This window comes from Nostoc sp. DSM 114160 (genome assembly GCF_053470305.1).
In genome coordinates, this window is record NZ_JBPFGO010000001.1 from 2,697,619 (window position 1) to 2,724,355 (window position 26,737).

A 26,737-nucleotide genomic window follows, 5' to 3' on the forward strand; every position below is an offset into this window, starting at 1 on the left:
TCCCTGATGGGGATAGTTATCTAGGGTGAGGATACGTCCCCCAGGGACGGCTACGCTCGAATAGATCCGATATCTGAATATCTGGTCTGTAACGATGGGCTAATCGTTCAGGGTGGCGTTCATAGTCGTGAATAGCGAGGATGTCGGTATCTGTACTTTCCCAACCATCGTTACCAATTACTGGGCGAGTCGGGTCGAGAGTCTTGGTCAGATGATACATTGCCAATACGTAGTTACGATGAGCCGCCGTCTCAGTCAAATTTGGCACTCCCCAAGATTCATTAAACGGCACCCACGCCACAATACAAGGATGGCTAACATCTCGCTTGATAATTTCCGTCCACTCCCGCGTCATCCGTTCCACGGCTTTTGGTGTGAAGCGGTAAGCGCTAGGCATCTCCTCCCATACTAACAACCCCAAAACGTCTGCCCAATATAAAAAGCGGGGGTCTTCAATTTTTTGGTGTTTGCGTACACCGTTAAAACCCATAGCTTTGACGAGTTCTACATCACGTCGTAATGCTTCGTCATTGGGTGGAGTCATTAATGTTTCAGGCCAATAACCTTGGTCGAGAACTAGCCGCAGATAGTAGGGACGACCGTTGAGCATAAAGCGATCGCGCTGGATGCTAACAGTCCGCATCGCTGTATAAGATTGCACTTCATCTAACAGACGCTCTTTATCCCATAGCTGAATTTGGGCATCGATCAGCGTCGGCTTTTCTGGACTCCACAGTAATTCATTACGGCAGTCGTCAATACCCGGATCGCTCAGAACAATGCGGCGGCTAATTTCCCCATTGAATACTTCATAAGTATCGCTTGCTAACAGGCGATCGCCAACGCTCAGTTTTACTTTAATTTGTACACCTGAAGTAGGTAAATTACCAGCTAGCCCAACTTCAAAGCCAATTTCCCACCGTTCGCAGTCGGGAATCCAACGAAGATTGCCGATATAAGTCTCACCTACGCGCTCTAGCCAGACTGTCTGCCAAATACCAGTTGTGCGAGGATACCAAATACTATGGGGTTTCAACTGCCAATCTTGTTTACCACGAGGTTTGGCGAGATCGTGCGGATCGTCTTGCGCCCACACTGTTACCTTTGTTGTACCACTGTCATTTAAGGTATGGGTAATATCGAGACTGAAAGAGGTGTGTCCGCCTTCATGCTCGGCTATATATTTATCGTTTACCCACACACGAGCGCGATAGTCTACAGCGCCAAAGTGTAAGACTAATCTGCCGTCCCCTGGTGGCGTTTCAAATTCGCGCTCGTACCAGCAGTTTGGATGAAAACCGCGATCGTTAATCCCACTTTTGGTAGATTCGGGCGCATAAGGAACTTCTATATGATGATGCCATTCGCTAAAATCGCTCGGCTCCACACATTTTCCCTCGTCATCAAATGCGAATTTCCACAGCCCATTTAAAGATTGCCAGTGCGATCGCTTTAACAATGGTCGTGGGTGTGCTGCTGTTAAGTCCACAAAATTACTATCTGTTTTAGAGGTCAATTTAACCTCAGGATTCTCTAAATCTAACAATTTCATCAAATTTCCTCCTATCCATAACTCAATCAACCCCTGCTATAGACTAAATCCAGACCCCAATATTGGGTTTCCAGATATAGCAAGAGTTTTGACCCGATCGTTCATCAATCGGTTCGAGCTAGTAGCATTATATTTTTTCGTAGCCAATACTGATACCTTCCCCACTTACGTGATGAAGTATAACAATAAATTTATATACCCCTAGCTCGTGACATTATGGCATATACATTATCAATCTTTGCCAGGTTATCTAAAAAAAAAGCATTATATTTAGGTGCCTAATAACTATCATAAATCTGCCACACGAGAAAGTGGTTGTCATGAAAATTTTATTTATATCAATTGTTTAAGTAAATTTTTTAAAATCATTTATTAGTCAATAAGCATGAGCAAACAAAAGAGAAATAATTAAAATCAGGTTATATAAGAGAATAACGGAACCATTCATTGAATATTGCTAAATAGAGAGCATTTTTGTCTGCAACCACGCCAGCCACAAAACAAGAAAATTTGGTGTTCTTGTCCTAAACCCCTGTTCCCTTTGGTAACAGCAGGAAACAGTGTTTCGACTTTCTTCTCTACGGGACGCTTTGCGTAGCTTGCTACCCCCAAGGGGTACGACTACACTACTTTGACTACGCAGTAGTTGAATCTCGACTTACTTCTCCTGTCGGAGAGGCTGCACTTCGACTACGCTCAGTGACCACGCCAACGACTACGCGGTAGTTGAATCTCGACTTACTTCGACTACGCGGTAGTTGAGCGCAGTCGAAACTCAGTACAAGTCGCTCGATTACCGCGCAGCGATGCACTGAGCCTGTCCTGAGCGTAGCCGTTGGCGCAGCCTCTCGTAGAGAAGGGCGCAGTCGAAGTGTCGAAACTCAGTACAAGTCAGGGCAAGTCGCTCAACAACTGGGTAGTTTTCCTCCAGCAAGAACTATGGCAATTTTTACACCTGCTAAAATGCTGGCATTCGGTGCTGCCCACAAAATATGCCATGCTTCGTTTTGCCGTTCGGCTCACGATAAAGGCGTTGAGCAGTTTCGTCAGAGAAGGTGAATCGCCAGCCGGCTCGAAGCACTAATGAACTTCTTAAACCGCAAACGATGTAAACCACCAGATTGAGGTACCAAGACCAGCAACAATAATAGTTGTGGTAACAGGATGCTTCTGTGCCTTCACGTAGAGGCTGCCCGATCGAATCCAGCCTTGGTGAGTTCCTCGCTCATGCATACCGTAGCCAGCCCGATAGAACGATCGGTAGTTAATTTGAGCGGATACCAGTTCATCTAGCTTGCTGCATTGCTGGTTGGGCATTAAGGATTTCCGCTTCCCCCCGATGCGCCCAACACTTGCCCAGTAGCATAGCTCGACTCTTGCGAGGCAAGCAGCACGTAAATAGGGGCAAGCTCCGCAGGCTGTCCGGGACGTCCCATCGGTGAGTCACTGCCGAACTTTTCGATTTTACTCTGCGGTTGACCGCCGCTAACCTGGAGCGGTGTCCAGTAAGGCCCAGGCGCGATCGCATTCACACGGATACCCTTTTTCGCAAGCTGCTTTGCCAGTGACTTGGTAAAGGCGACAATCGCCGACTTAGTTTGGGAATAGTCGAGCAGGTTCTCGCTAGGGTCATAGGCTTGGACTGAGGAAGTATTGATGATGCTTGCACCGGGACTGAGGTGCGGCACAGCAGCTTTAGTAAGCCAAAACATCGCGTAGACGTTCGTCTTGAACGTTGAGTCGAACTGTTCGGTTGTGAGATCGAGAATCGAGTCAACAGATTGTTGTCTACCAGCATTGTTAACCAGAATGTCGAGTCCGCCGAGTTCGCGCACGGCGGATTCGACGAGTTGATTGCAGAAGTTTTCGTTGCGAATATCGCCGGGAATCGCCACCGCCTTGCGTCCTGCCGATCGAATCAGTTGAATTACCTCGCGGGCATCTGGCTCCTCGACCGGCAGATAGTTGATCGCAACATCAGCACCTTCACGCGCAAAGGCGATCGCAGCTGCCCGACCAATACCGGAATCGCCGCCTGTCACCAGCGCCTTGCGTCCTACTAGCCGTCCAGAACCCTGATAACTTGTCTCACCGTGATCGGGTCGCGGAATCATTTTGCTGGCAAGACCAGGTGGCTCCTGCGGTTGTTGCGAAAAAGGCGGACTCGGATATTGCTTAACTGGGTTCTGCTTGACAGACTGGTTGGGTGTTTCCTGGTTGGGTGTCACTTTTTGATTTGCTGGGGTAGATGTTTGTTGTGCGAAGACTGGTACCGTTTGCGCTGCGACAACGCCAATAGATAGGCCGCCGAGAACTTGACGACGTGAGGCTTTTTTGAAGATATTTTTTTGTTGCATACTGAGTTTCTTGACTTGAATTTCGCCCCACTGAATTGATTTGAAAGCAGGTTCTCGCCAAATCCGCAAATGCCAGGGCAGGTTTAGCCAAAGCATCTGCAATGAGACTGATAGAAATTGGCATCAAAGCAAAGTGCTATGGAAGAACGGGCTGACCGCCAGTAACGGGAATCACCGCACCTGAAACATAACTGGCTTCGGAAGAAGCTAGCAGCACGTATACTGGTGCAAGCTCGGCTGGCTGTGCGGGGCGCTTCATTGGGTACTCCTGCCCGAACTGTGTCACCTGTTCGTTTGGCATGGTTGCCGGGATTAACGGTGTCCACACTGGGCCTGGCGCGACAGCGTTAACTCGGATGCCCTTTTCGGCTAGTAACTGCGCCAACCCACCAGTGAAGTTGACGATCGCTCCTTTGGTTGCCGAATACGCCAGTAGCTTCGGCTTCGGTTCAGCTGCATTGATGGAGGTAGTATTGATGATGGCGCTACCTGGCTGCATATGCGGCACTGCGGCTTTGCACAGGTAGAACATCGCGTAGATGTTGGTTTTGAAAGTGCGATCGAACTCCTCTGACGAAATCTCATCAAGGCTTTCTCGCGTCATCTGGAAAGCGGCATTGTTAACGAGGATATCGATTTTGCCGAACTCACTTTGCGCCCGTTCAATAATCTGTTGACATTGCGCTTCTTCCTGGATATCACCTGCAACAGCGATGCACTTACGCCCCTCTTTTTCGACGATGCGAACGGTTTCTTCTGCATCCGGTTCTTCGTTTAAATAAGCAATTAGCACATCAGCACCTTCGCGGGCGAAGGCAAGCGCGACTGCCCGCCCGATGCCAGAATCGCCACCCGTGATAATAGCCGCTTTCCCTTGCAGTTTTCCAGAACCAGAATAAGAATTTTCGCCATAATCTGGCTTCGGATTCATCTGTGACTCTAGTCCTGGCACATCTTGCTGTTGTTCAGGAAACGGCGGCTTTGGTTGTTCTTGTAGGTTCTGTGAAATCATTAACTCTCCTTTCTACTAGCTGGGTTTGAAGTAAAAAACTAAATAAAGTAAGACTGCTTTTGTTCAAGCGCCTAATGCAGCATCTGCTGTAGTAATTATCCTTTTGTTGTTTGATTCTTTGTTCTTGATAGTTACCAAGTAACTGTATATTACTTAACCGAACTTCTACCTGTAGGCTGAGATTAATTCTGAGTGATTGTGTGTTTAAAAACACAAATCTTATATTTAAATAAATTGAAGGTTATCTTTAAGCAAGCAAATTAGATTAATGCTTAGTAATATTCAATCGGCTTTTCCACCTTTAGATATAGGAGAAAAAAGAATAAATGGTATAACAAATTTTAAATCTATCGATACTATAAATTTTTACTATTTACTCTGTAAACTGTTGTGGCTATTTCTTCAAAAGCTGTTTTTTAAAGTTTTTTTGGATTTTGAATTGCATTTGTAAGTAATTTAGTTCTTCTGGAACTACGATTCAAATTAACTATTTGGATTGAGATTTTAATATTAGATATATTGTTAACTAAAGATAAGTAAGTCGGTGCAATAAAACCAAACTGTGTCAAAAAAAGTAAATAAGGCTCAGACTCTTTCTCCCCCTGTCCCCTGCCTTAGCCCAACAATAATTATTTACGCCGATCCACTTATGTGGGCTTTAGCGATCGCTAGTCATGTAGCTTGTAGATAACCACTGCACAGATAGCGTCTACCCCTGCCATGCAAAACACCTGATTATCCTTATTTTATTACAAGGTACAGCCAGAATCTCTCCACCTCGTTATTCTAGTTCAGTAGGCGATCGCTCCAATTCTTGCAGATCGCAAGCACAAATCGCCAAACGCGCTCCTGCTTGAATCAAATGGGGTGCCATAACTAGCCCTAGCCCCCGCGAACCACCTGTAATTAGTACAGCTTTACGGTTAATCATAAGAAGCCTCTGATAACTCAGAGGCTTTTTTGTATCAATAGCCTTCTTGGCATTTGTCGGGAAAAGGAGAAGGGGGAAGGTGGGGTCCCCTCTGGGGATAAGGGGCGGGGGAAAAGGCTCTGTATTGCCCCTTTCCCCTTTAACCTTTACCCTTTTCCCCCTCTTGCAAAAAGCACAAATGCCAAGAGGTCTAATGACAACAAGGCTTGTAGTCCTACCATCGCCTTGATACAAGCTTTCGCCTAATTCTTCACACATCTATTATTTGATCGAACTCATTCTCGATTACGCCAATGGTGAGTCATAAGACTTTTTATGACTAAATAATACAAAGCACTGGGAATTTACTTTCACAAACACCTAACTATAGAAGTCTTTTTCATGCTGTGCTTATTGAAAAAACAGTTTAATTTAGATTCATGGTTAAACAACAAGTTCTGAACACGGCAAGCACACAACCAAACAGCTAAGACTTTATTGAAAATAATAAATAATCTTTATTTTCATCAAACTCTAAGCCACTAAATCCAGTAAATATCGATTTAAATCGAAGATTTACATCTGTGCAAACCATAACTGAATCTGAACGAACTTGACCGCATTACAATCAACATCTAAAGGACAAAAAAAAATGGCACTTTTCAATCTTGGTACACTCGGTAGCACACCTGTTGTTAAGAATAACTTTGATTTAACTACATCCGATCCTACAGATGTCTTTAAATTCCAAATCACCAGTGGCAAAAATATCAACCTTTCTCTGACAGATATTAGCGCTGGCGATGATGCTGACATCAGGCTGTTTCGAGATGCGAACAATAACGGCGTACTAGACGACTTAGACCGAAAAGTTGGACTTGTTTCCAATCACGGAAGCAACCAAGATGAGGCGATTAACTTTAAAACTAGCTCAGGTACTTTTTTTGCGGAAGTATCTCGCTTTGCTCCAGGTAGTTCAGGAAATGTCAGTTACGATTTAGCCTTGTCTGCAACTGAACCTGCTGGAACTTTTCCGATTTCAGCTAGTTCTAGCAACCTTCTTCCTAAAGAATTTGTACTTGGTAACTTGTCAGGTAACATCACTCGTACAGGTAACGTTAATAATCAGAATACTACTGATGTTTACAGCTTCTCTTTAGGATTCCGTCAGGGTGTCGACATCAGATTGGAAGGATTAAGCAGCGATGCTGATATCCGGCTGATTCGAGATTCTAACAACAATCGCATCGTCGATGCAGGCGAGGTAATTGCCAGTTCTAATAATGGAGGTACTACTTCAGAACTGATTTCCAACATTAACACTCCTGGTGACTATTTCTTGCAGGTAACTGAATTCACTGGCAACACTAACTACAATGTGTCTTTTAGCCAGTTCTCTGTCCCTGCTTAAGTTTAGGCATTAGCAGTGGTGAGTAGTACTTGAAAGCTTTGTACGGCAATGCTTTCAAGAGTATGCAAATGATGCAAGCGGTACAAATGTATACCTGAATACCGCTTGCATTTCTCAATTTATCTCTGCACGGCTCAAATATTTGCACAAATTATGAATAAAACATTACAACTAGGCGATGTTTACAACGAGCGTAGCGGCAGCGCCATCTTACCGCCAGAAATTATTCCCTTTTTAGTAAGTTACAATCTAATCCCGCAATTGTTATCTCAGAGCATTATTGAATTAGCGATGTCTACGACGGGCTACGCCAACGCACCAATAACTTGCACACCAGCCGAAACAACTCAGGCTCTAGAACAATTTTATCAGCATTGGGATTTAAACAGCGAAGAAAAAATCCAAGATTGGTGTTTGCGTTATGGTTTAACTCAAGAACAATTAGAACTTTTCGCCACCCGGAAGCTGAGAGTCGAAAAGTTCAAGCAAATAACTTGGGGACATCAACTAGAATCTTATTTCCTCAAATACAAAAGACATTTCGATCGAGTCATTTATTCTTTAATTCGGACTAATAGTAGAGGAACTGCTAACGAGCTATTCTTCCGAATTACAGAAGGAGAACAATCATTTTCGGAACTAGCTCGTGAATATTCTCAAGGGCCAGAAGCTGATACAAATGGCATCATCGGCCCAGTAGAACTTGGTACGATCGCTCCCAATTTTGCTCAGTTACTTTGCACAAGTCAAGTAGGTATAGTTCAACCACCCGTACCCTTTGGAGACTCATGGATAATTATACGCGTGGAAAAGTTTATAAGTGCCCAGTTGGACGATTTTATGCGCCAACGATTGCTGCAAGAGAATTTTGAAGCTTGGTTTCAACAGCAACTAAGTCAACTATCACCAGAAGAAAAAGCCTGGATGGGAATCATACCAATTCAAAATTCAAAATTCAAAATTAAGAATGCAAATTAGGAAAAATTATTAAAATCGGGTGCAAGATGATGACAAATGCAACCGTTGATATTCAAGAATATATTGCCAATTTATTTCCTTTCAATTATCTGTCACCAAATGTTTTAGAAAATTTGCTCGACAAGGTGCAATTTTGTCGTTATCGCATCGGGCAGGTAATAGTAACCAGGGAAGCTATGCCCAATTGGATTAGCATTATCTACCAAGGGCAAGCGCGTTTATTAACCTGCAATTCCCAAGGACAAAATCCGGCGACACTGAAGTTACTCTCACCAGGAGAGGTTTTGGGTTGGGTAAGTCATGTACGGGGTATTGCTTGTGAAACTGCGATCGCTTCTACTGAAGTTATCGCGATTAATCTACCTATTGCTGGTTTTCTAACTTTACTCAAGCAGGAACAGCCTTTTGTTCACGCCTTGCAAAATGAAATTACTCTCTTAGAAGTGCATGAACTGCTTACCGAAGAACTCAGCCGTCGCGCAGACGGGAGCAGGAATTTAGTTAAACTTGCCCAAGCTGCAACTGAAGTTGCGATTATCCAAACAATTGCTGCACGCAAATTCCGCCAGCAGTTAGATTCAGAATTTTTGTGGTTAGTCAGTAGTAATTTTGATGCTGAGTTCCCTGTGGGGAGTCGCTTAGAGTTGGATGAACTCAATCCCAAGCTGAAATTTAATACAAATATGCGTTTGGTGGGATTGCCCAAATCAATATTTAGAGAAAATCTCGCATCTCCTACACCAAAAACACTCTTACCCGCAGAGATTCCCTACGCCTCAGAAATTACTGTCACAGAAGCACCAGCAGCTAAAGGTAAACAAAAGAAGTTTCCTTATATCAAAGGTAGAGGGCCGCTGGATGCAACACTAGCTTGCTTCCAGATGTTGAGCCAATACTTTAACATCTCTTGGCGCAGAGATACATTACAACGGGTGTTGACCAAGCAGCACGAACAGAAAGGCGTTATATCTCTGCAATTTTGCGCTGCTGCTGCTGAGTTGATGGGGTTGACAACACAGATGGTAAAAGTTCCTGCTACCGCAGTCGGACGCTTGCAACTACCAGTAATGATTTCTTGGCAAGATAGTTTTGCAATTATTTACAAAAATAGCGATCGAGAATTACTCATTGCCGTTCCAGAGATGGGACTACTACGCTACAAATTACGAGACTTTGCGGAAAACTGGGGGACTGAAGGAGAAGTCCTGCTACTGCAAACCACCAAAAATACTCCCAAGGCGCGGTTTAGTTTGAGTTGGTTTGTACCTTCGCTGCGGCGCTATCGTAAAGTATTAATTGAAGTACTAATCGCTTCCATTGTTATCCAACTGTTTGGACTGGTAAATCCCCTTGCCACACAAGTGATTATTGATAAAGTATTGGTTGGCAATAGTCCCGATACCCTGGAAGTTTTTGGCATCTTTTTGCTAGTAGTAGCAGTTATCGAAGCAGTACTCACCAGTATCCGCACTCATTTATTTACAGATACTACTAACCGAATTGACCTCGCCCTTGGTTCTGAGGTGATTAATCACCTATTGCGTCTGCCATTATCTTATTTTGAACGCCGCCCGGTTGGGGAATTGGCAACGCGAATTCACGAACTGGAAAACATCCGCTCTTTCTTAACTGGTACAGCTTTAACTGTGGTGATGGATGCTGTATTTTCAGTGGTCTACATTGTAGTGATGGCGATTTACAGCCCAGTGTTGACCTTAGTTGCTTTGGCAACAGTACCGTTGTTTGGCTTGCTCAACTTGATGGTATCACCTGTGATGCGACGACAATTGCAAGAAAAAGCTGAGTGCAATGCCGAAACGCAATCTTATTTAGTGGAAGTGATGGGGGGAATGCAGACAGTCAAGGCGCAAAATTTAGAAATGCGATCGCGTTGGCAATGGCAAGAACGCTATGCTCGTTACATCAGCGCAGGTTTCAAAACAGTCTCTACTCAAACTACTGCCGGTTCTGTTAGCAGTTTTCTCAACAAGTTTTCCAGTATGTTAGTGCTGTGGGTGGGAGCTTTTCTCGTTCTCAATCAGCATCTAACCTTGGGACAACTCATCGCTTTCCGTATCCTGGCTGGTTATGTCACCAGTCCCTTGTTACGCCTAATGCAACTTTGGCAGAACTTCCAAGAAACCGCTTTATCTCTGCAACGCCTTGCTGATATTTTAGATACTCCCCAAGAAGTAGAAATCGGTAACTGTCAAAATATCCTAATGCCCAGTGTTCAAGGTAGTGTCCGCTTTGAAAATCTCAGCTTCAGTTTCTCAGAACACGGGCCATTGCAACTATGCAATATTAACTTAAACTTTCCTGCTGGCTCCTTTGTGGGAATTGTTGGTCAAAGCGGGTCTGGTAAAAGCACACTGCTAAAATTATTACCCAGACTTTACGAACCCAAATCCGGCAAAATCTTGATTGATGACTATGATATCAGCAAAGTAGAACTTTATTCTTTACGTCGTCAGATTGGTATGGTGTTACAAGATACCCTATTGTTTGATGGCACCATCCGCGAAAACATTACCTTGGGATATCCTGATGCTAGCGATGAAGAAATTATTACTGCTGCCAAGATAGCTTATGCCCACGACTTTATTATGTCTTTGCCCAGTGGTTATAACACCCGTGTCGGCGAACGAGGTTCGGGACTGTCTGGAGGACAACGCCAACGAGTAGCGATCGCTCGGACTGTCCTGCAAAATCCGCAATTGCTGATTCTTGATGAAGCTACCAGCGCCTTAGATTACAATGCCGAAGCCCAAGTTTGCCGTAACTTGGCAACAGCTTTCCAAGATAAAACAGTGTTTTTCATTACTCACCGCCTCAGCACAATCCGCAATGCCGATATTATTCTGATGATGGATAGAGGTGCTGTGGTAGAACAGGGAACTCATGAAGAATTAATGGCGCTCAAAGGTTATTACTACTGTCTGTATCAGCAACAGGAAGCGAAAGTGTAGGCAGGGGGCAGGAGGCAGGAGGCAGGAGGCAGGGGGAAATATTATTGCTTTGACCTCTGAACTCGGAACTTCAACCTCTGAACTCGGAACGTTGCGCCTTTGAACTCGGAAGTTGCACCTTTTTACTGGAACGTTGCGCCTTTGAACTCGGAAGTTGCACCTTTTTACTGGAACGTTGCGCCTTTGAACTCGGAAGTTGCACCTTTTTACTGGAACGTTGCGCCTTTGAACTCGGAAGTTGCACCTTTTTACTGGAACGTTGCGCCTTTGAACTCGGAAGTTGCACCTTTTTACTGGAACGTTGAGCCTTTGAACTCGGAAGTTGCACCTTTTTGCTGGAACGTTGAGCCTTTGAACTCGGAAATTGCACCTTTTTACTCGAACGTTGAGCCTTTGAACTCGGAAATTGCACCTTTTTGCTGGAACGTTGAGCCTTTGAACTTGGAACTTTAACCTTAGCACTTCTAACTCTTGTACAGACGCGATTCATCGCGTCTCTCAGCACTCCCCAATGCCCAATGCCCCATGCCCAATGCCCCATCCCCCATTTATTATGAATATTCAATTCGATCAACCAGTACTTTTACAACAAACACCTACTTGGTCAAGAGCGATCGCCTGGACTATTGTTGGAGTTAGCACCTTCACCGTAATCTGGGCCTCAGTCTTCCAAATTGATGAATCAATTCATGCTACTGGCAAGCTAGAACCACAGGGTGCAGTCAAAGAAATTCAGGCTCCGATTCATGGTGTTGTCAATGAGATTTTAGTCAAAGATGGTCAGCGAGTCAAAAAAGGTGAAACACTCGTTACCCTAGAAAAAACTTCTTCGGAGGCAGAGTTAACTTCGTTAAAGCAAAGTCGAGCGGCTCAATTGCTGGCGAAACAGGCGCTAGAGCAAGAAAATGACTTCTATCGCCGCCAGATGCAAGGGAACATATCATTACAGGAAGTAGCACAGCAAACTGCTCTGTTGAAAATTAAACCAGAATTAGCCTTTTTGACCAAAAGCCGAGCCGCGATAATTGCCGAAAACCAGTTGTATCGGACACAATTAAATGGTGCGACTGCTGGAAATAGTTTTACAAGAGAGCAACAGTTACGCTTGCGAAATCGCCAAATAGAATTGGAATCGCGTTTAGCCACAGCTAATTTAGAAACGGGACAGACGCAACAGCAATTTTTCCAAACTCAAGCGGAATTAACTAGCGCTAAAGAGTTGCTGACAATTAATCAACAAATTCTCCGCAAGTTTGAACCTCTAGCGCAGCAGGGGGCGATTTCCCAGGTGCAGTACTTGAAACAACAGCAGGATGTCAGCAGCAAACAAGCAGAAGTGATCCGACTGAATCGGGAACAGCAGCGATTACAATTAGCGATCGCCCAATCAAATCAAAAACTTCGCAACACTGCGGCTGTGTCTCAAGAAGATTTACTAGCCAAAATTACAGATAATGACAAAAACATTGCCGAAATTGACAGCCAATTAACCAAGGTAATTGTAGATAATCAAAAACGCCTCTATGAAATTAATAGTCAGATTGGAGAGATTGATAGTAAGTGGATTCAGGCAGAACAAACTCTGAAATATCAGAAAATTACAGCACCCGTAGATGGAACTGTCTTTGAACTCAAAGCCAAAACAGCAGGGTTTGTAGTTAATTCCAGCGAACCGCTCCTAAAACTCGTTCCTAGTGATAACTTGGTTGCTAACGTATATATCACCAACCGCGATATCGGCTTTGTCAAAGAAGGACAACAAGTGGATGTGAGAATTGATTCCTTTCCCTTCCAAGAGTATGGTGATATCAAAGGCGAACTAATTGAGATTGGCTCTGATGCCTTACCTCCAGACCAAGTTTATAATTTCTGGCGTTTTTCCGCAAAAGTCCGCCTACATGGGCAGAAGTTACTAATTAATCAACGTCAAATTCCCTTGCAATCAGGGATGTCCATTAATGCGAATGTGAAATTACGTCAGCGCACAATTATGAGCATCTTCACTGATTTCTTAGTACAAAAGACTGAAAGCTTAAAGTCTCTGCGCTAAACAAAAAGATTGAAAAACCTCTCCCCTAGAAGCCTACGGCGTACACCCATCTCTAAACAAAACCAAAATAAAATCGTTGTAGATCCAATACGCTTGGATTAAGCTTTTATTTCTCCCCCTGCCCCCTGCTCCCTGCCCCCTGCCCCCCTTACTGGGTCTGTTTAACCAAATCGGTAATCGTCTCAACCAGGTTTGTTGGATCGATAGGCTTCGGAATATGCCCTTGAAAACCTGCTTCTATAGCCTTTTGATAGTTAATTTCTCCAGCAAATGCTGTTAAGGCGATCGCTGGAATCTTCCCACCCTGTTGGTAGGGCAAGGCTCTCAGCTGGCGTACCAGCATATAGCCATCCATTTCTGGCATCCCAATATCGCTGAGTAGCACGTCTGCTCTGTACTTGGTTAAAGTAGCGAGAGCTTCAAAGGCTGAGGTGACAGTTGTTACATTCGCTCCATACATCTCTAGCATGAAAGCAATAAACTCCCGTGTATCTGCATTATCATCTACCACCAAAACTTTGATGCCATGCAAATTTAAGGATGGTTCAGGCGGTTTACTGCCTGCGTTCTTCTGGGATGGAGTTGCCATGAGCGGAAGTCTTACAGTAAAGGTTGCCCCCTGACCTTCACCTGCACTTTCTACCCGAACAGTTCCGCCATGCAATTCGACTAAGTGACGGACGATCGCTAACCCTAATCCCAGCCCACCAAACTTTCTGGTTGTAGCACTATCTGCTTGGCGGAAGTATTCAAACACATAGGGGAGAAAGTTAGGGTGAATTCCTTGACCTGTATCGATAACAGTGACTTCGGCAAAAGAGTTAACTTGTTTGAGATGAATATCCACTCGTCCCCCGATGTCAGTGAACTTAATCGCGTTCGAGACGAGATTCCAAATCACTTGCTGTAACCTATTTGGATCGCCTAAAACTTGCCCTACATTTGGTTCAAGCCTCAGATGAATTTGAATCGACTTGCTTTCAGCAGCCAGCTGCACAGTTTCCATTGCAGCTTTAACGATCGATACTAGATCCACTGGATAAACATTCAGGCTAAGTTTGCCTTGCAAAATTCGGGAAACATCCAGCAAGTCTTCAATAAGTTCGGACTGTAACTTGGCATTGCGTTCGATCGCACTCAGAGCATAAGCGGTCTTGGCTTCGTCAAGCTTAGAGGTTTGGAGCAGCTTAGACCAACCCAGAATTGGATTAAGGGGCGATCGCAACTCATGGGATAATACTGCTAGAAACTCATCTTTAATCCGGTTGGCTTGTTGCAATTGTTGAGCTTGTTGCTGGATTGAAGCCAGTAAATTTGCCCGCTCAATAGCGATCGCCATCTGCTCGCAGGTGGATTGCAGCAGATCGATTTCTTCGGGAGTAAAACAGGTACGGGTGCGGCTGGCAAAGGAGAGCGTCCCCAGTAACCGTCCCTGCACAATCAATGGTTGTCCAGCATAAGCCGTGATGCCAATTGAGTTGACAAGCTGCGCGTTGGGATGAGTGGAGATTTGCGCTCGATTAAAGACAATTTGCTGTCGCTCTTGTGCCACCATTCCGCAAAGATATTGCCCAAGTTCAAGCCATTCCAGCGATTGAGCCGTTGCTTCAGAGATCCCCCCATAGTTGCTCAGATGCAGCATTTGCTGGTTGTCTTTTACCTCAACCATATAGTTGTAGTAAGAATGTAACTCTAGCTGGGCTGATAGCTTGTTAAATAAGTTATTCATCAACTGCATGGGATGTTCCGTGGCCAGTAAATCGCTGGTTGTTTCATACAGCAGATGCAGCCGTTCCTCTGCTCGTTTGCGTTCGGTAATGTCGAGTGCGGTTCCCAAAAACCTCACCGCCTGCTTGGACACCCCCTCTCCCTCAAATTGCACCTGCCCATTAGCGAATATCCACCGCTCAGTTCCATCCTTCCACAAGATCCGATAGTCAATTTCATAAGTACCTGACGACATCGGGGTCGAGTGTATTGCTGATGGTGTTGACTACACGCTCGCAATCGTCTGGGTGGATGCGCTCTATTACCATCGACAGAGGGATAATCGCGGTGTCATCTGGTTCGCCCCAAATCTCGCGCATTCGCTTGTCCAACTCGACGAAGTTCGTATTGGGATCGTAATGCCAAGTCCCAAGCCGACTGATATTAACGGCAAGCTGTGCGCGTTCCTCACTTTCGTGTAGAGCTTTTTGTGCTTGTTTACGCTCGCTAATATCTTCTATTAAGCCGTCAATAACGGTTCTACCATCTACTTGGGTCAAAGTTGTACTAATTCGCACCCAAATTAAAGTACCATTGGCTCGTCGCAATTGCATCTCGCGATCGCGGATTTCGCTATTTTGCTTTAATTGGTTGAGAACTTGGGCATAGTCCAATGGTTGGAAATAAGGCTCAAGGGTTTGACTTGCGGGAATTTCAGTTAGAGAATTTAAACCTAACAGCCGCAGAAACGCGGGGTTGCCTTCGAGTAAAGTGCCATCTGTCGTTAAGCGATAAATTCCCACATTTAAATTATTCAGCAAAGTTTGAAGGCGTGATTCTAGCCTGACTGCTTTACGTTGAGCTTCAGTCCGCTCTATTGCTCGCCGGACTGCTGCGGGTAATCGAACATAGTGCTTAGGAGACTTGATGATGTAATCTTCCAATCCCGATTTCATCGCCTCAACGGCAATTTCCTGAGTACCACTATTGGTAAACATTATTACTGGGCAATCAGGATAACGATTTTTAATTACCCGGATTGCAGTTAAGCCATCACTCCAGCGTAATTGATAGTCAGTGATTACTAAATCAAACTCTCCTGTTTCTAATGCTTGTTCCAAGTCTTTTGCTTGCACAATTTCGTGAAACTGGAGGTCAAAAAACTCTTGCTTTAGTACATGAATCGCCAGTAGGCGGTCATTCAAATTATCATCAATTAGAAGAATGCGTAACATCTAACTACATTACATTTATGTAAGGGTAACAGTGACCAGAATGCCCAAAAAATGTTCAAACAATTTAAATTTGCGGTCTTTCGTTAAAAATAATCCAGTGGAGATTAAGGGTTATAACAATTTCTACTAATTCATTAAAAATAACTGGCTTAACTATGTAAGCATTTACACCTATGTCATAAATATGATTAATGTCGGCATACTCTCTCGATGAGGTAAGAACTACGACCGGTAAGCGCTTGAGTTCTGGTTGCTGCCGTAACCACATCAAAACCTCAGCGCCGGATCTGCGGGGTAGTTTCAGATCGAGCAAGATTAGTACAGGCAAGGGATAACGAGTGCGATCGTCATAAGGTTCCTCTCCAGAGAGATATAACACTGCTGCATCGCCATCATTTACCACCTGAACTGGATTAACAATATTAGCCTTGCGGAGCGCGCGTTGCAGCAGCAGCACATCTTTGTGATTATCCTCTACAAGTAAAATAGTTTCTTGCTCTTTACTCATGAAATTTTGTTTTTAAAGGCAGGGGGCAGGGGGCAGGGGGCAGGCTTGCCGTGAGCGTAGCCGAACGGGAGCAGGGGGCAGGGGGAAAGAAAGTTTTTCATCCCTTACTGTGTGCCATAGGGCATGGTATAAGGTAAGGGTTTTGCACCAAATATTTAAGAGCGAGAAATAACTTTATGTTTGCCCGTAATCAAGGCGATTGAAAGATTTTAGGAATTTACATCTATAACTATAGGTAAATCTATCCAAAATCGGCTTCCTTGTCTAGGTTGGGATTCTACACCAACTTGTCCGCCCATACGTTCGACTCCTTTGCGGACAATTGCTAAACCGATACCACTACCAGGATAAACTTCATAGCTGTGTAGGCGCTCAAAAACATTGAAAATGCGTTTTTGGTGTCTTTCCTCAATACCAATGCCGTTGTCTTGCACCCATAAGCGAACCAATCTATTACGTTTCTCAGTCCATATCCGTAACTGAGGTTGGATTCCTGGTGCTACAAATTTAATCGCGTTAGTTAGCAAATTGGTAATCACTTGAATCAAAATAGTAGGGTTTCCCGTAAGTTCAGCTAAAGGCTCTTCAACTTGTACTCTCGCCTGTCGCTGTGTTATTTCTACTTCTAGCTGTCTCAGTATTTGTATCATCAATAAAGATAAGTTAATAGCTTGTAATGGCATTTCAGTCCGGCTGAGGCGACTGTATTCAAGCAAATCTTGAACAAGCTTGTCTGCTTGCTGTGCACTTGCAATAATGCGCTGCAAATAGTTTTGTTGGTTCTCTAGGTTAGATTCGCTATCCTCGTTTTCTAGGAGGATTGAACCAAATGCTTGGATAGCACGTAATGGTTCTCGCAGATCGTGGGAAATTGAATAAGTAAATGCTTCTAAATCTTGATTAGCCACTGCTAATTCCTGATTTGTCTGCGCTAAATCTCGATTTGCTACTTCTAATTCAGCTGTACGCTCCCTGACTCGCTCCTCTAAGGTTTGGTTGAGTTGCTGAATTTCAATTTCAGCCTGTTTACGAGATGTAATATCTTCAATTAAGCCATCTATTACCTGTTGTCCCTCAACTGTATTTAGAGCTATGCTTAATCCAACCCAAATAAATCTTCCATCTGCTCGTTGTAATTGAATTTCTTGCTCTTGCTGTTGAGGTGGCGGCAGTTCTTGCAGTATTGAGTAGTATTCATGGATGTTTAATAAATTCATCGCTGAGGCTTGTGATAATAAATCCAGCCCCAACAATTCCAGAAACGCTGGGTTACACTCAATAAGATTTCCGTTTGGATAAGTACGAAATATACCTACTTTTAATTGGTTAAGCAAACCTTGAAGACGGATTTCAAGTAAGGTAGCTCGTTGTTTGGTTTCTGCTCGTTCTAGCGCAACTCTCACAGCAACTGGTATGCGAATGTAGCGGTTGGGTAATTTGAGGACATAATCATCTAGCCCAGACTTCATTGCCTCTACCACAATTTCTTCACTACCTGTATTAGTGAACATAATCACTGGACAGTTGGGATACTGTTGCTTAATTGTATATAAAACTTCTAGTCCAGTACTCCAGCCCAATTGATAGTCGGTAATAACCAGATCGAATTCGCCTGTTGCTACTGCACTAGCAAAGCTAGAAGCTTCGCGAATTTCTTGAGGTTGAAATTGCGGAAATTCTCGCCTCAGTTCTCGGATTACTAAGGCGCGATCGCCTGGATTATCATCAATTATCAGAATGCGGAGTACTTGCGTCATTGGCATCGTTGCTGTGAGGAAGGGCTTTTGGCAGGGCAATCCAAAAGCGACTACCAGTACCTAATTGCGATTCTACTCCGGCTCGACCGTTCATTCGCTCTAACCCTTTGCGGACAATTGCTAAACCAATACCAGTACCGGGATAGATTTCCACGCCATGCAATCGTTCAAAGACCCGAAAAATGCGCTCTTGATGTTCTGGCGCAATGCCGATGCCGTTGTCCACAATCGATAATTGGATCGAATCTTGCTTTTCTTGAGCATAGATTTCTACTTTTGGTTGTATTCCAGGCTGCACAAATTTCATCGCATTGCTGATTAAATTGGTTACTACCTGAACAAGCGTAGAGCGATGAGCCATCACTGGCGGCAAGGGTTTTGTCACCGTGACTTGTGCAAGCTGTTCCTGCACTTGTTTGCTGAGTTGTTTTAAAGCTTCTTCAACAACATTAGTTAAATCAACTTTTTGCATTTGAATTTGGGCACGGCTGAGGCGGCTGTATGCCAGCAGTTCGGATATTAGGGTGTCCATTTGGACTGCACCCTCTGTAATATATTGAATGTATTCTTGCCCAACCGAATCTAGTTTGTCTGTGTAATCTTCTTGTAATGCCTGAGCAAAGCCTTGCATAGTCCGTAACGGTGCGCGTAAATCGTGCGATATCGTGTAAGTAAACGCTTCTAGCTCTTGATTTGTTTCTTGCAACTGTGCAGTACGCTCGGTAACACGCTGTTCTAGTTCCAAAGCGTAATTTTGAAGTTGTTCGCGTAGCAGAGATTGTTGGATAGCGATCGCTAACTGAGCCGCCACCTCACGCACAACATCTTGTGCTTGAGCATCAAAAACGGCTGTCTTAGTCGCCGCTAAGTTGAGTTCTCCTAGCAGCGTTTCTTCAACTAACATCGGAATCCGCAAACAACAACGCATTCCTGCCGAATGCAACCGTTTTAAAATAGGCGGGTAAAGATCAACATTTGTCAAGTCTTTAACATAACTAAGGTTTTGTCGTAAGCTTTGCTCAGGCGCAAAGTCTGATAGTGACATTTTTGTACCTTCAAGCGGTTGTAATTCTTTAGTGCTGCTGCCTGCGACAATCTCAGTTGTACCTGCCTCAAAATTAAACAGGGCCACAAATGCTTGCTCATAGGGTACTAACTGACGCATTTGTTTCAGTGCAGTTCGGACTAGAGACTTGAGCGACTCAGCCGCTAAAATTGCTCGGTCAATGTTATGTAAAGCGGCAAGTCTTTGGGCAGAAAGCTGAACATTTTCAGTTTGTATTTGGGCAGTTTTGAGAGCATTCTCATAATTTTCAGACACATGGGAAATTTGCCGTCGAATATAAAAGGCAAGGATGCCACCAGCAGCAAGCGACAGGATTATGCTAGTAAAGATGACTCGCTCAGTAGTCTGTTGGACTGCTTGGTTGCGCTGATACCGTAGCTGCTCTTCAGTAGCAATAAAATTAGTAATTTGATTTCGCATCACATCCATGCTCTGTTTGCGAACCTCAATTGCTGATAGGGGTTCAGCTTCACCTCTTTGTTTGCGGGCGATCGCTTGAGAAATAGATTTCTTCCAGCCTGTTTTCTCTGCCTTGATTTGCTTTAAGCGTTGACTTTGTTGGGGATTATCTGAAACTAAATCGCCCAACCGATCAAAAGTAGTATTAATGGTAGAGTTAGCTTGCTGATAAGGTTCAAGAAATTGTGGCTTACTTGTGAGCTGGTATCCACGTACTCCTGTCTCCAGATCGAGTAATAGTTTTTGTAAGCCATTTGCTCTGGCAATTACTTGATCGGTGTGGTCAACCCAGTGCATAGCCCAAAGCAGGCGGTTAATTTGCCAGATTGAAACTCCTGACAATGACAATAATAGGATAATTGGTAGAGCGATCGCGCCGATCAGCCTACGCCTGAATGCAACTTGAGTAATTTGCAGCATTTACTTATGCTATAGCAGCACTTGTACAGTAAACGACACTATCTTGAAAATAACTTTGTTTACGTAGCTGCTTTGATCGCGAGCTTCAGGACTGTCTAGGGGACAACGCCCAATACTTTTCGGATAAGCCTAACAATCTCTCTTTTGGTCTGGGAAAAGGTTAAAGGGCAAAGGGGAAAAGGTAAATTCAAACCCTTTCCCTTTCCCCTTTCCCCCAAAACCCGAAAAGTATTGGGACAATGCCAACTTCTGTTGTGATTGTTTTTTCCTCACATTTCTAGCTTCCGGCCAACCATATACCACAAACCCACGGCATAGCGGATGTAATTGAGTTCTGTAAAACCTGCTTTTGCAAACTCGTACTCGAAGTTGAAATGGATAAAGTCATCCAACCACGGTTCTTGAAAAGAAGCACTCAAGGCGTATTCACCCCGATAAGTGTCAGCATATAGTACCCAACCTCCGGGTTTGGTAATCCGGTACATCTCCTTGAGAATCTTAGGCGTCCACTCTTTAGGTGTCTCGTGAAAGAGTAGTGATGATGTGACAAGATCGAAGGAGTTGTCAGCGTAGCCAGTGTTACGAGCGTCTACCTGCTCGAAGGATGCCCGCTCACTTAATCCAGCCTTGTTAAATTTGTGCTGACTAATCACCAGCATATAAGGTGAAATATCAGTAATGCGAAAAGTGGCCTGTGGAAACCTCTGTGCCAGTGCCAGCGCTCCACCAGCCGTACCTGCACCAAGCTCCAGCACCGTCTCAATTTGAGCGTCTTGAGGAATTAGTTCAGCCATTGTCTCGCGCAACTGCTGACAACTAACATTGTGGCTGAGGGGAATAATAGCATCCATCACAGCATCCCAGGCTAAACACGACTGAGGAGTGGTGTAGGAATCAGTTGACCCATGAATGTGAGCGTGGATATAGTCAGGGTAATATTCATGCTCAGTATGGTAGTCTTTGAGTTCCTCTTCCCAATTAATCGAGGCATATTCCTGCATTACTGAGGGCATGGCTGCGGTGACGCGTTGAATTACCTCGGTTCGATACGCTTGTTTTTTTTCTGCGTTCCATCTCGGCATAATCATCTCCTACTTACACTCGTTACTGGTGTTCCTAGATTCCAATCTGGGAACGAGAAATAAACTGCAAATATAATAGAGCAATACTCCAGACAGTTTTTAATTGAGCCAATTCACAAGAAAGCTATCGATCCATTAGAGTGCTGATTAGAACAACCAAGCACCGGAACGATAGCTATATGTAAATTGTACAGAGTACGCGATCCTATCGCTAACCCTCTCTACATTTATTGGAGTATTGGAGAATTTATTTTTTGACATTCCTTGAGACCTGAAAATGGCAAATGGAAATGAAGTTAACTGTTTAAATTTAAGTAAATAACCAAAAAAGTATGAATAATTCCGCTAAAGTCTTATTAAAAACCAACTTTATTCTTTTTCAAAATGAATATAGAAGAAGCGTTAGTAATTTTAGATACATTTCTTGAACATGGCTTAAGTGATGTTCAAGAAATAATATTTCGTCAAGCTTGGGAAGGAAAAACTTATCCAGATATCGCTGAAAGCTGTGGTTACGATGCTAATTATATAAAAGATGTTGGTTCTAAGTTATGGAAGTTACTTTCACAAGCTTTCGGGGAAGAGGTGACAAAAAGTAATTTTCGCTCAGTATTGAGACGGCGAGGCCTCCAGCGGGCTTTGCCTACGCAAAATAGCGTTTTGTCAGAACAATTACAACCTGTGCCAGCAGTCTTAAGACAGTCTCAGCCAACAAACAGAGCCAAAGATGGAATATCAGCGTCTTCTTTGGTAATCGAAAAACAAGACGAGAGAAAAACCCCAGTCTCTAATCCCGACTTTTTAGAAAATCCTGGTGGCTCAGTGCCCCTCAATTCCTTTTTTTACATAGAACGTCCGCCAATTGAAGAACGCACATATACCGAAATCAATAAACCTGGAAGCCTAATCAGAATCAAAGCCCCCAGCAAAATGGGAAAAACTTCCCTAATGCACAGAATTCTGACTCACGCTAAACAGACTGGCGTACACACTGTACAGATTGGTTTACAGAGAGCAGATAGTCAAGTTTTCACTAGCTTGGAAAAATTCTTACGCTGGTTTTGCGCTAACATCAGTCGGCAGTTGAATTTAGAGATCAGACTAGATGATTATTGGGATGAGGATATTGGTAGCAAAGTTAGCTGCACATTGTATTTACAGGAGTATTTGCTAGAGAAAATCGACGCTCCGGTAGTCTTAGCTTTGGATGAAGTGAATCGAATTTTCGAGTATCCAGAAATCTCTAGAGATTTTCTGCCGCTACTGCGTTCTTGGTATGAAGATGCTTCTGAATTAGAAATCTGGCAAAAACTCCGATTAGTAGTAGTTCATGCCACTGAAGCTTATATCCCATTAGATATTAATCAATCACCTTTCAATGTGGGCCTACCGATTAAGTTATCAGAATTTAGTTTAGAGCAGATGCAGGATTTGGCAGTGCGTCATGGACTGGATTGGGCCAAAGGTGAGAAAGGATTGGAAAAGCTGGCTTTGCTACGAGCAATGATTGGCGGTCATCCTTATTTAGCTCGTCTGGCTCTTTATAACCTGGGAAATCAAACAGTAACCCTAGAGCAGCTATTACAAGAAGCTCCCACAATTGCCGGTATTTATAGCAACTATTTACGCCATCATCTAGCCAATCTCCAAGAACATCCAGAACTTGCGATCGCACTTAAACGGGTAGTTACCTCTCCCACAAGTGTACAACTAGAAGCGATCGCTGCCTATAAATTAGAAAGTATGGGTCTGGTAAAACTTGAAGGAAATCAGGCAATGCCTAGCTGTGATTTGTATCAGCTATATTTCCAAGAGCAATTAACCTAAACGCTATGAATAAATACGAATATCAAATTGGCGGTAGTCTCAAAGTTGATGCTCCTAGTTATGTAGAACGGCAGGCTGACTTTGAACTTTATAATGCGCTAATTCAAGGTGAATTTTGTTATGTATTTAGCTCGCGACAGATGGGTAAATCTAGCTTGCGGTTACAAACAAGGCATAAATTAGAACAAGCAGGCTACAGTTGTGCTTCTATCGATATGACTCGTATCGGCAACGGTAATATTACTCCTGCTCAATGGTATAAGGGCATAGTAGTTGACTTATTAAGGAGCTTTAATCTCTTTAGCAAAGTTAATATCAAAGCTTGGTGGTCGGAGCGTGAAGATTTACCTGCATTACAGCGATTGAGCCAGTTTGTTGAAGACATTTTGTTAGTTGAACTAAAAACTGAAAAAATATTTATTTTTATTGATGAAATTGATAGTGTTTTAGGTTTAAATTTTCCGGTAGTCGATTTTTTTACTCTGATTCGCTCATGCTATAATCAACGAGCCGAAAATCCCGAATATAACCGACTAACTTGGGCACTATTTGGAGTAGCAACACCTTCAGATTTGATTGCCGATCGCAACTGTACGCCATTTAATATTGGTAAATCTATTGAACTGCACGGCTTTAATTTATCGGAAGTTCAGCCATTAGCCGCAGGTTTAGAAAGTAAAGTAGCTAATCCGATGGCAGTTCTCAAAGAAATTTTAGCTTGGACAAATGGTCAGCCGTTTCTGACTCAAAAACTATGTCAGATAGTAGTACAAGAAAGAACTTGTGGAAGCAAAAATGTTGAAGATCACAGAAGCATAGAAGTTGATGAGCGTTATAAATTGGATAACCATTTACCGATTATTAATCAACATCTGATAAATTTTTATTACCAATTTCCCTTATTAATTTTAGAAAAACTAGTACAAACCCACATTATTGAGAAATGGGAGGCAAAGGACGATCCAGAGCATTTGAAAACAATCCGCGATCGCCTACTGATCGACGAACAGCGTGCTGGAGGTTTACTAGGACTGTACCAGCAAATTTTACAAGGTATTCAGATAGCTAGTGATGATGAAGAAGAACAAATAGAACTGCTGTTATCGGGGTTAGTAACCAAGCAGCAAGGGCAATTAATCGTAAAGAATCGGATTTATGAAGAGGTTTTTAACCAAACTTGGGTAGAAAAACAATTAGCAAAATTACGACCCTACTCCCAAGCATTCAATGCTTGGATAGCCTCAGATCGCTGCGATAATTCCCGACTATTACGCGGGACAGCCTTACATGAAGCTCTAGCTTGGTCACAAGGCAAAAGCTTGAGCGATTTAGATTATCAATTTTTAGCAGCTAGCCAAGAATGCGATCGGCGAGAAGTTGAGACATGGTTAGAAGCAGAACGAACTAAAGAAGTCAAAGCTCGATTAGTTCAAGAGCAAAAAGCAGCTAGATTTCAAAGATTATTTTTTCTAGGCGCGTTCGGTTGGGCATTAATAGTTGTTTTAGGATTGGCGATGGTGACTTTCGAGTATAAAAAGCACTGTTCAGTCACCTCAAAGCAATTACTACATCAACCATAATACTAATTCGCAATTTGCAAGAAACGCTGCTTCCCTATCACTGTCTAGAATTTTCTGAAGAACCGCAAGGGCGAACTGGCTCTCCTACAATAATTTTATTTTTACTTGATAAAAAGCCTCTTAAGAGTTAATTTTATTTTGAATTAATTCAAAAAAGTCTAAAATCTCTTTAGTTGAGCGAATATGATAAACACTTTTGTTGCTTTGAGCTTGTTTGATATACTCACGATACTTTGGAGTTAAAAATTTGTGGCATAACCAAAGTGCACGGTAGCTTTTAAGCGAACTTTCCAATATAGGACTATTTTGTGGCCAGCCTTCAGGCGGTTGAAAGTAACCTGTGATGAATCGCTTAGTTACCCACCAAACATGGATATATAGTGGTAAATCGACAAAAACCAGAGTATCCGCCTCGTCAAGTCTTTGCCAGAGTGTTTCCATGCAACCAAAACCGTCAATAATCCATCTTTGAGTTTGTAAAATTTCCTGATGGATATGCTTGTAGTCTTCATGAGGAACTTCAGCACCTCCAGCGAAATACTTTATCTTGTCCAAAACGTGAAGTGGTAAACCAGTAATTTCTGATAATTTCTTACTCAGAGTTGATTTACCGCCTCCAGCATTGCCAAATACCGCTACTTTTTTCATAGCCATTTTCGTTTTAGGACAATATAGTTCAACAGGCAACAAGGCTTGTCAAGAAAGAATAGGAATTTCTTTTATAATACTTAAATGATACATAGAGTAGCGCAAAAATGTACTATTTTATTCCTGATACGATCTACGCTATATCTATTACTGCTAAAGAAAACTCAGACAATTGCATCCAATTAACTAGCAATCCGAAGAATAGTTATATTTGCGATCGCCTGTTCAATGATTTGTGCTGGGATAGCTGTACTCTATTGCTTTAAATATCTCGTACTTTGTATCTTGAGAGACAGCAGTGAGAATTCTTTGAGATGCGTCACACTTTCTTTCCATTTTTGGGAATTATAGCTCGATTACACAGATTTGAGCCTTAACTGAACTATATTGGTTTAGAATAAACCCTCTACCTCAGCAAATTTCCGCAAGCGTGGTAGACACTGCCGTTGATAGAAACTGCTTAATGTTGCAATTGACAGCCCAAAGTCTTGAGATAATTCTTTCCAGCTAACTTCCGGGGGTAAGCGTTTGAGAATTAATACCTGACAATTTACGTCTGGACGCCCTTTAATGTGAGTACTACGTAGTTCCATATCCGAGTCTGTCTCCACCCATGTCTCCAGGTTTTCCAAAATGGGAGGCGCTTGGGGGGTGGCTGGTATATTATCTATCGGGTCAATAGTTTCACCAATCTCACCCGACTTAGACTGACGAACTCCAAAGGAGACTGTTGTGGCTTTTTCCCGGTTTTGGTTGAGATAAAAGTCTTGTAGTCTGCGTTTTAGGTAAGCATCTAGCCAATTAATCACACTACCTTGAGTGGAGTCATAGGCTTGACCTGTCAGACCATCACAAACATTGCGGCAGAAATACAACCAAGTTTGTTGCAGTGCGTCTTGATAGTAGGGAGTATTTTCCTTCCAGAGTTTACCTTGTGTCAAACGAATGATTTGCGTGAGCAATTTCTGACGTTGAGGGCTTCCAGGTGAATGTCTACGAGCTTCGACAACTAAGGATGCTAGCTGTTCATTTAGATCCTTCTTAACTGAGGTGCTAAACAACAGAGTTTCTTCAGACGAGATAAAATCTTGATTTATAGTATTTTTTAGCATCTTATTTTCTTTCCTCAAGTTTCCTTATTTTGCATACTTTGTAGGCTATGGTTGCAATGGGCAATACCCTTTGCTCACCGACTCAGTTCAATCCAGA

At 43.2% G+C, this 26,737-nt stretch carries 19 protein-coding genes; 7 read left to right on the forward strand and 12 right to left on the reverse strand.

The genetic code is table 11. The annotated features are described in order from the left end of the window. Positions 1 to 16: 16 nt before the first annotated feature. From NSTCB13_RS12055 to NSTCB13_RS12070, 4 genes are all read right to left on the reverse strand, one after another. Positions 17 to 1,552, reverse strand: coding sequence for a glycoside hydrolase family 2 protein (locus tag NSTCB13_RS12055; RefSeq protein ID WP_448272495.1), 1,536 nt, complete (start codon positions 1,550 to 1,552; stop codon positions 17 to 19). A 1,316-nt stretch (positions 1,553 to 2,868) separates the two neighbouring features. Further along, positions 2,869 to 3,909: an SDR family oxidoreductase gene (locus tag NSTCB13_RS12060; RefSeq protein WP_445628305.1), complete on the reverse strand. Its 1,041-nt coding sequence runs from the start codon at positions 3,907 to 3,909 to the stop codon at positions 2,869 to 2,871. A 136-nt stretch (positions 3,910 to 4,045) separates the two neighbouring features. Continuing rightward, on the reverse strand, positions 4,046 to 4,921 hold the full coding sequence (locus NSTCB13_RS12065) for an SDR family oxidoreductase (RefSeq protein ID WP_448272496.1): 876 nt from the start codon (positions 4,919 to 4,921) through the stop codon (positions 4,046 to 4,048). A 781-nt stretch (positions 4,922 to 5,702) separates the two neighbouring features. Next, positions 5,703 to 5,852 carry an SDR family NAD(P)-dependent oxidoreductase gene (locus NSTCB13_RS12070; protein WP_448272497.1) on the reverse strand — a complete coding sequence of 50 codons (150 nt, stop codon included), beginning with the start codon at positions 5,850 to 5,852 and terminating at the stop codon, positions 5,703 to 5,705. A 631-nt stretch (positions 5,853 to 6,483) separates the two neighbouring features. Between NSTCB13_RS12070 and NSTCB13_RS12075 the strand changes: the two genes are divergently transcribed. The 5 genes from NSTCB13_RS12075 to NSTCB13_RS12095 all read left to right on the forward strand — a co-directional run bounded on the left by NSTCB13_RS12075 (position 6,484) and on the right by NSTCB13_RS12095 (position 13,239). Next, the gene (locus tag NSTCB13_RS12075; RefSeq protein WP_448272498.1) at positions 6,484 to 7,242 is read left to right on the forward strand and encodes a PPC domain-containing protein; all 759 of its coding nucleotides are present in this window, start codon (positions 6,484 to 6,486) and stop codon (positions 7,240 to 7,242) included. Between the two features lie 153 nt (positions 7,243 to 7,395). Next, on the forward strand, positions 7,396 to 8,220 hold the full coding sequence (locus tag NSTCB13_RS12080) for a peptidylprolyl isomerase (RefSeq protein ID WP_448272499.1): 825 nt from the start codon (positions 7,396 to 7,398) through the stop codon (positions 8,218 to 8,220). Between the two features lie 26 nt (positions 8,221 to 8,246). After that, complete coding sequence (locus NSTCB13_RS12085; RefSeq protein ID WP_448272500.1) at positions 8,247 to 11,189, forward strand: peptidase domain-containing ABC transporter; 2,943 nt, start codon at positions 8,247 to 8,249, stop codon at positions 11,187 to 11,189. 99 nt (positions 11,190 to 11,288) lie between these two features. Continuing rightward, the gene (locus tag NSTCB13_RS12090) at positions 11,289 to 11,642 is read left to right on the forward strand and encodes a hypothetical protein (protein ID WP_448272501.1); all 354 of its coding nucleotides are present in this window, start codon (positions 11,289 to 11,291) and stop codon (positions 11,640 to 11,642) included. Positions 11,643 to 11,742: 100 nt separating this feature from the next. After that, complete coding sequence (locus NSTCB13_RS12095; RefSeq protein WP_448272502.1) at positions 11,743 to 13,239, forward strand: HlyD family efflux transporter periplasmic adaptor subunit; 1,497 nt, start codon at positions 11,743 to 11,745, stop codon at positions 13,237 to 13,239. A gap of 148 nt (positions 13,240 to 13,387) precedes the next feature. Here NSTCB13_RS12095 and NSTCB13_RS12100 read toward each other — a convergent pair whose 3' ends face one another. From NSTCB13_RS12100 to NSTCB13_RS12125, 6 genes are all read right to left on the reverse strand, one after another. Beyond that, complete coding sequence (locus NSTCB13_RS12100; RefSeq protein WP_448272503.1) at positions 13,388 to 15,202, reverse strand: ATP-binding protein; 1,815 nt, start codon at positions 15,200 to 15,202, stop codon at positions 13,388 to 13,390. Then, positions 15,183 to 16,181: a PAS domain S-box protein gene (locus NSTCB13_RS12105; RefSeq protein ID WP_448272504.1), complete on the reverse strand. Its 999-nt coding sequence runs from the start codon at positions 16,179 to 16,181 to the stop codon at positions 15,183 to 15,185. Before NSTCB13_RS12105 ends, NSTCB13_RS12100 begins: the two co-directional genes overlap by 20 nt. A 64-nt stretch (positions 16,182 to 16,245) precedes the next feature. Continuing rightward, complete coding sequence (locus NSTCB13_RS12110; protein WP_448272505.1) at positions 16,246 to 16,689, reverse strand: response regulator; 444 nt, start codon at positions 16,687 to 16,689, stop codon at positions 16,246 to 16,248. A gap of 209 nt (positions 16,690 to 16,898) precedes the next feature. Next, the gene (locus tag NSTCB13_RS12115) at positions 16,899 to 18,446 is read right to left on the reverse strand and encodes a sensor histidine kinase (protein WP_448272506.1); all 1,548 of its coding nucleotides are present in this window, start codon (positions 18,444 to 18,446) and stop codon (positions 16,899 to 16,901) included. Further along, complete coding sequence (locus tag NSTCB13_RS12120; protein ID WP_448272507.1) at positions 18,415 to 20,391, reverse strand: CHASE3 domain-containing protein; 1,977 nt, start codon at positions 20,389 to 20,391, stop codon at positions 18,415 to 18,417. The genes NSTCB13_RS12115 and NSTCB13_RS12120 overlap by 32 nt, the downstream gene beginning before the upstream one ends. A gap of 269 nt (positions 20,392 to 20,660) precedes the next feature. Then, entirely contained in the window at positions 20,661 to 21,473 is an 813-nt protein-coding gene (locus NSTCB13_RS12125; RefSeq protein ID WP_448272508.1) for a class I SAM-dependent methyltransferase, read from the reverse strand. 384 nt (positions 21,474 to 21,857) lie between these two features. On the opposite strand from NSTCB13_RS12125, the gene NSTCB13_RS12130 reads away from it, so the two are divergent. Together NSTCB13_RS12130 and NSTCB13_RS12135 are read left to right on the forward strand one after the other, a co-directional pair. Then, positions 21,858 to 23,300 carry an AAA-like domain-containing protein gene (locus tag NSTCB13_RS12130; protein ID WP_448272509.1) on the forward strand — a complete coding sequence of 481 codons (1,443 nt, stop codon included), beginning with the start codon at positions 21,858 to 21,860 and terminating at the stop codon, positions 23,298 to 23,300. A gap of 5 nt (positions 23,301 to 23,305) precedes the next feature. After that, positions 23,306 to 24,880, forward strand: coding sequence for an AAA-like domain-containing protein (locus NSTCB13_RS12135; RefSeq protein WP_448272510.1), 1,575 nt, complete (start codon positions 23,306 to 23,308; stop codon positions 24,878 to 24,880). A 120-nt stretch (positions 24,881 to 25,000) separates the two neighbouring features. Here NSTCB13_RS12135 and NSTCB13_RS12140 read toward each other — a convergent pair whose 3' ends face one another. Then, complete coding sequence (locus NSTCB13_RS12140; protein ID WP_445628289.1) at positions 25,001 to 25,528, reverse strand: adenylate kinase; 528 nt, start codon at positions 25,526 to 25,528, stop codon at positions 25,001 to 25,003. A gap of 392 nt (positions 25,529 to 25,920) precedes the next feature. Further along, positions 25,921 to 26,640, reverse strand: coding sequence for a sigma-70 family RNA polymerase sigma factor (locus NSTCB13_RS12145; protein WP_448265006.1), 720 nt, complete (start codon positions 26,638 to 26,640; stop codon positions 25,921 to 25,923). Positions 26,641 to 26,737: the final 97 nt, after the last annotated feature.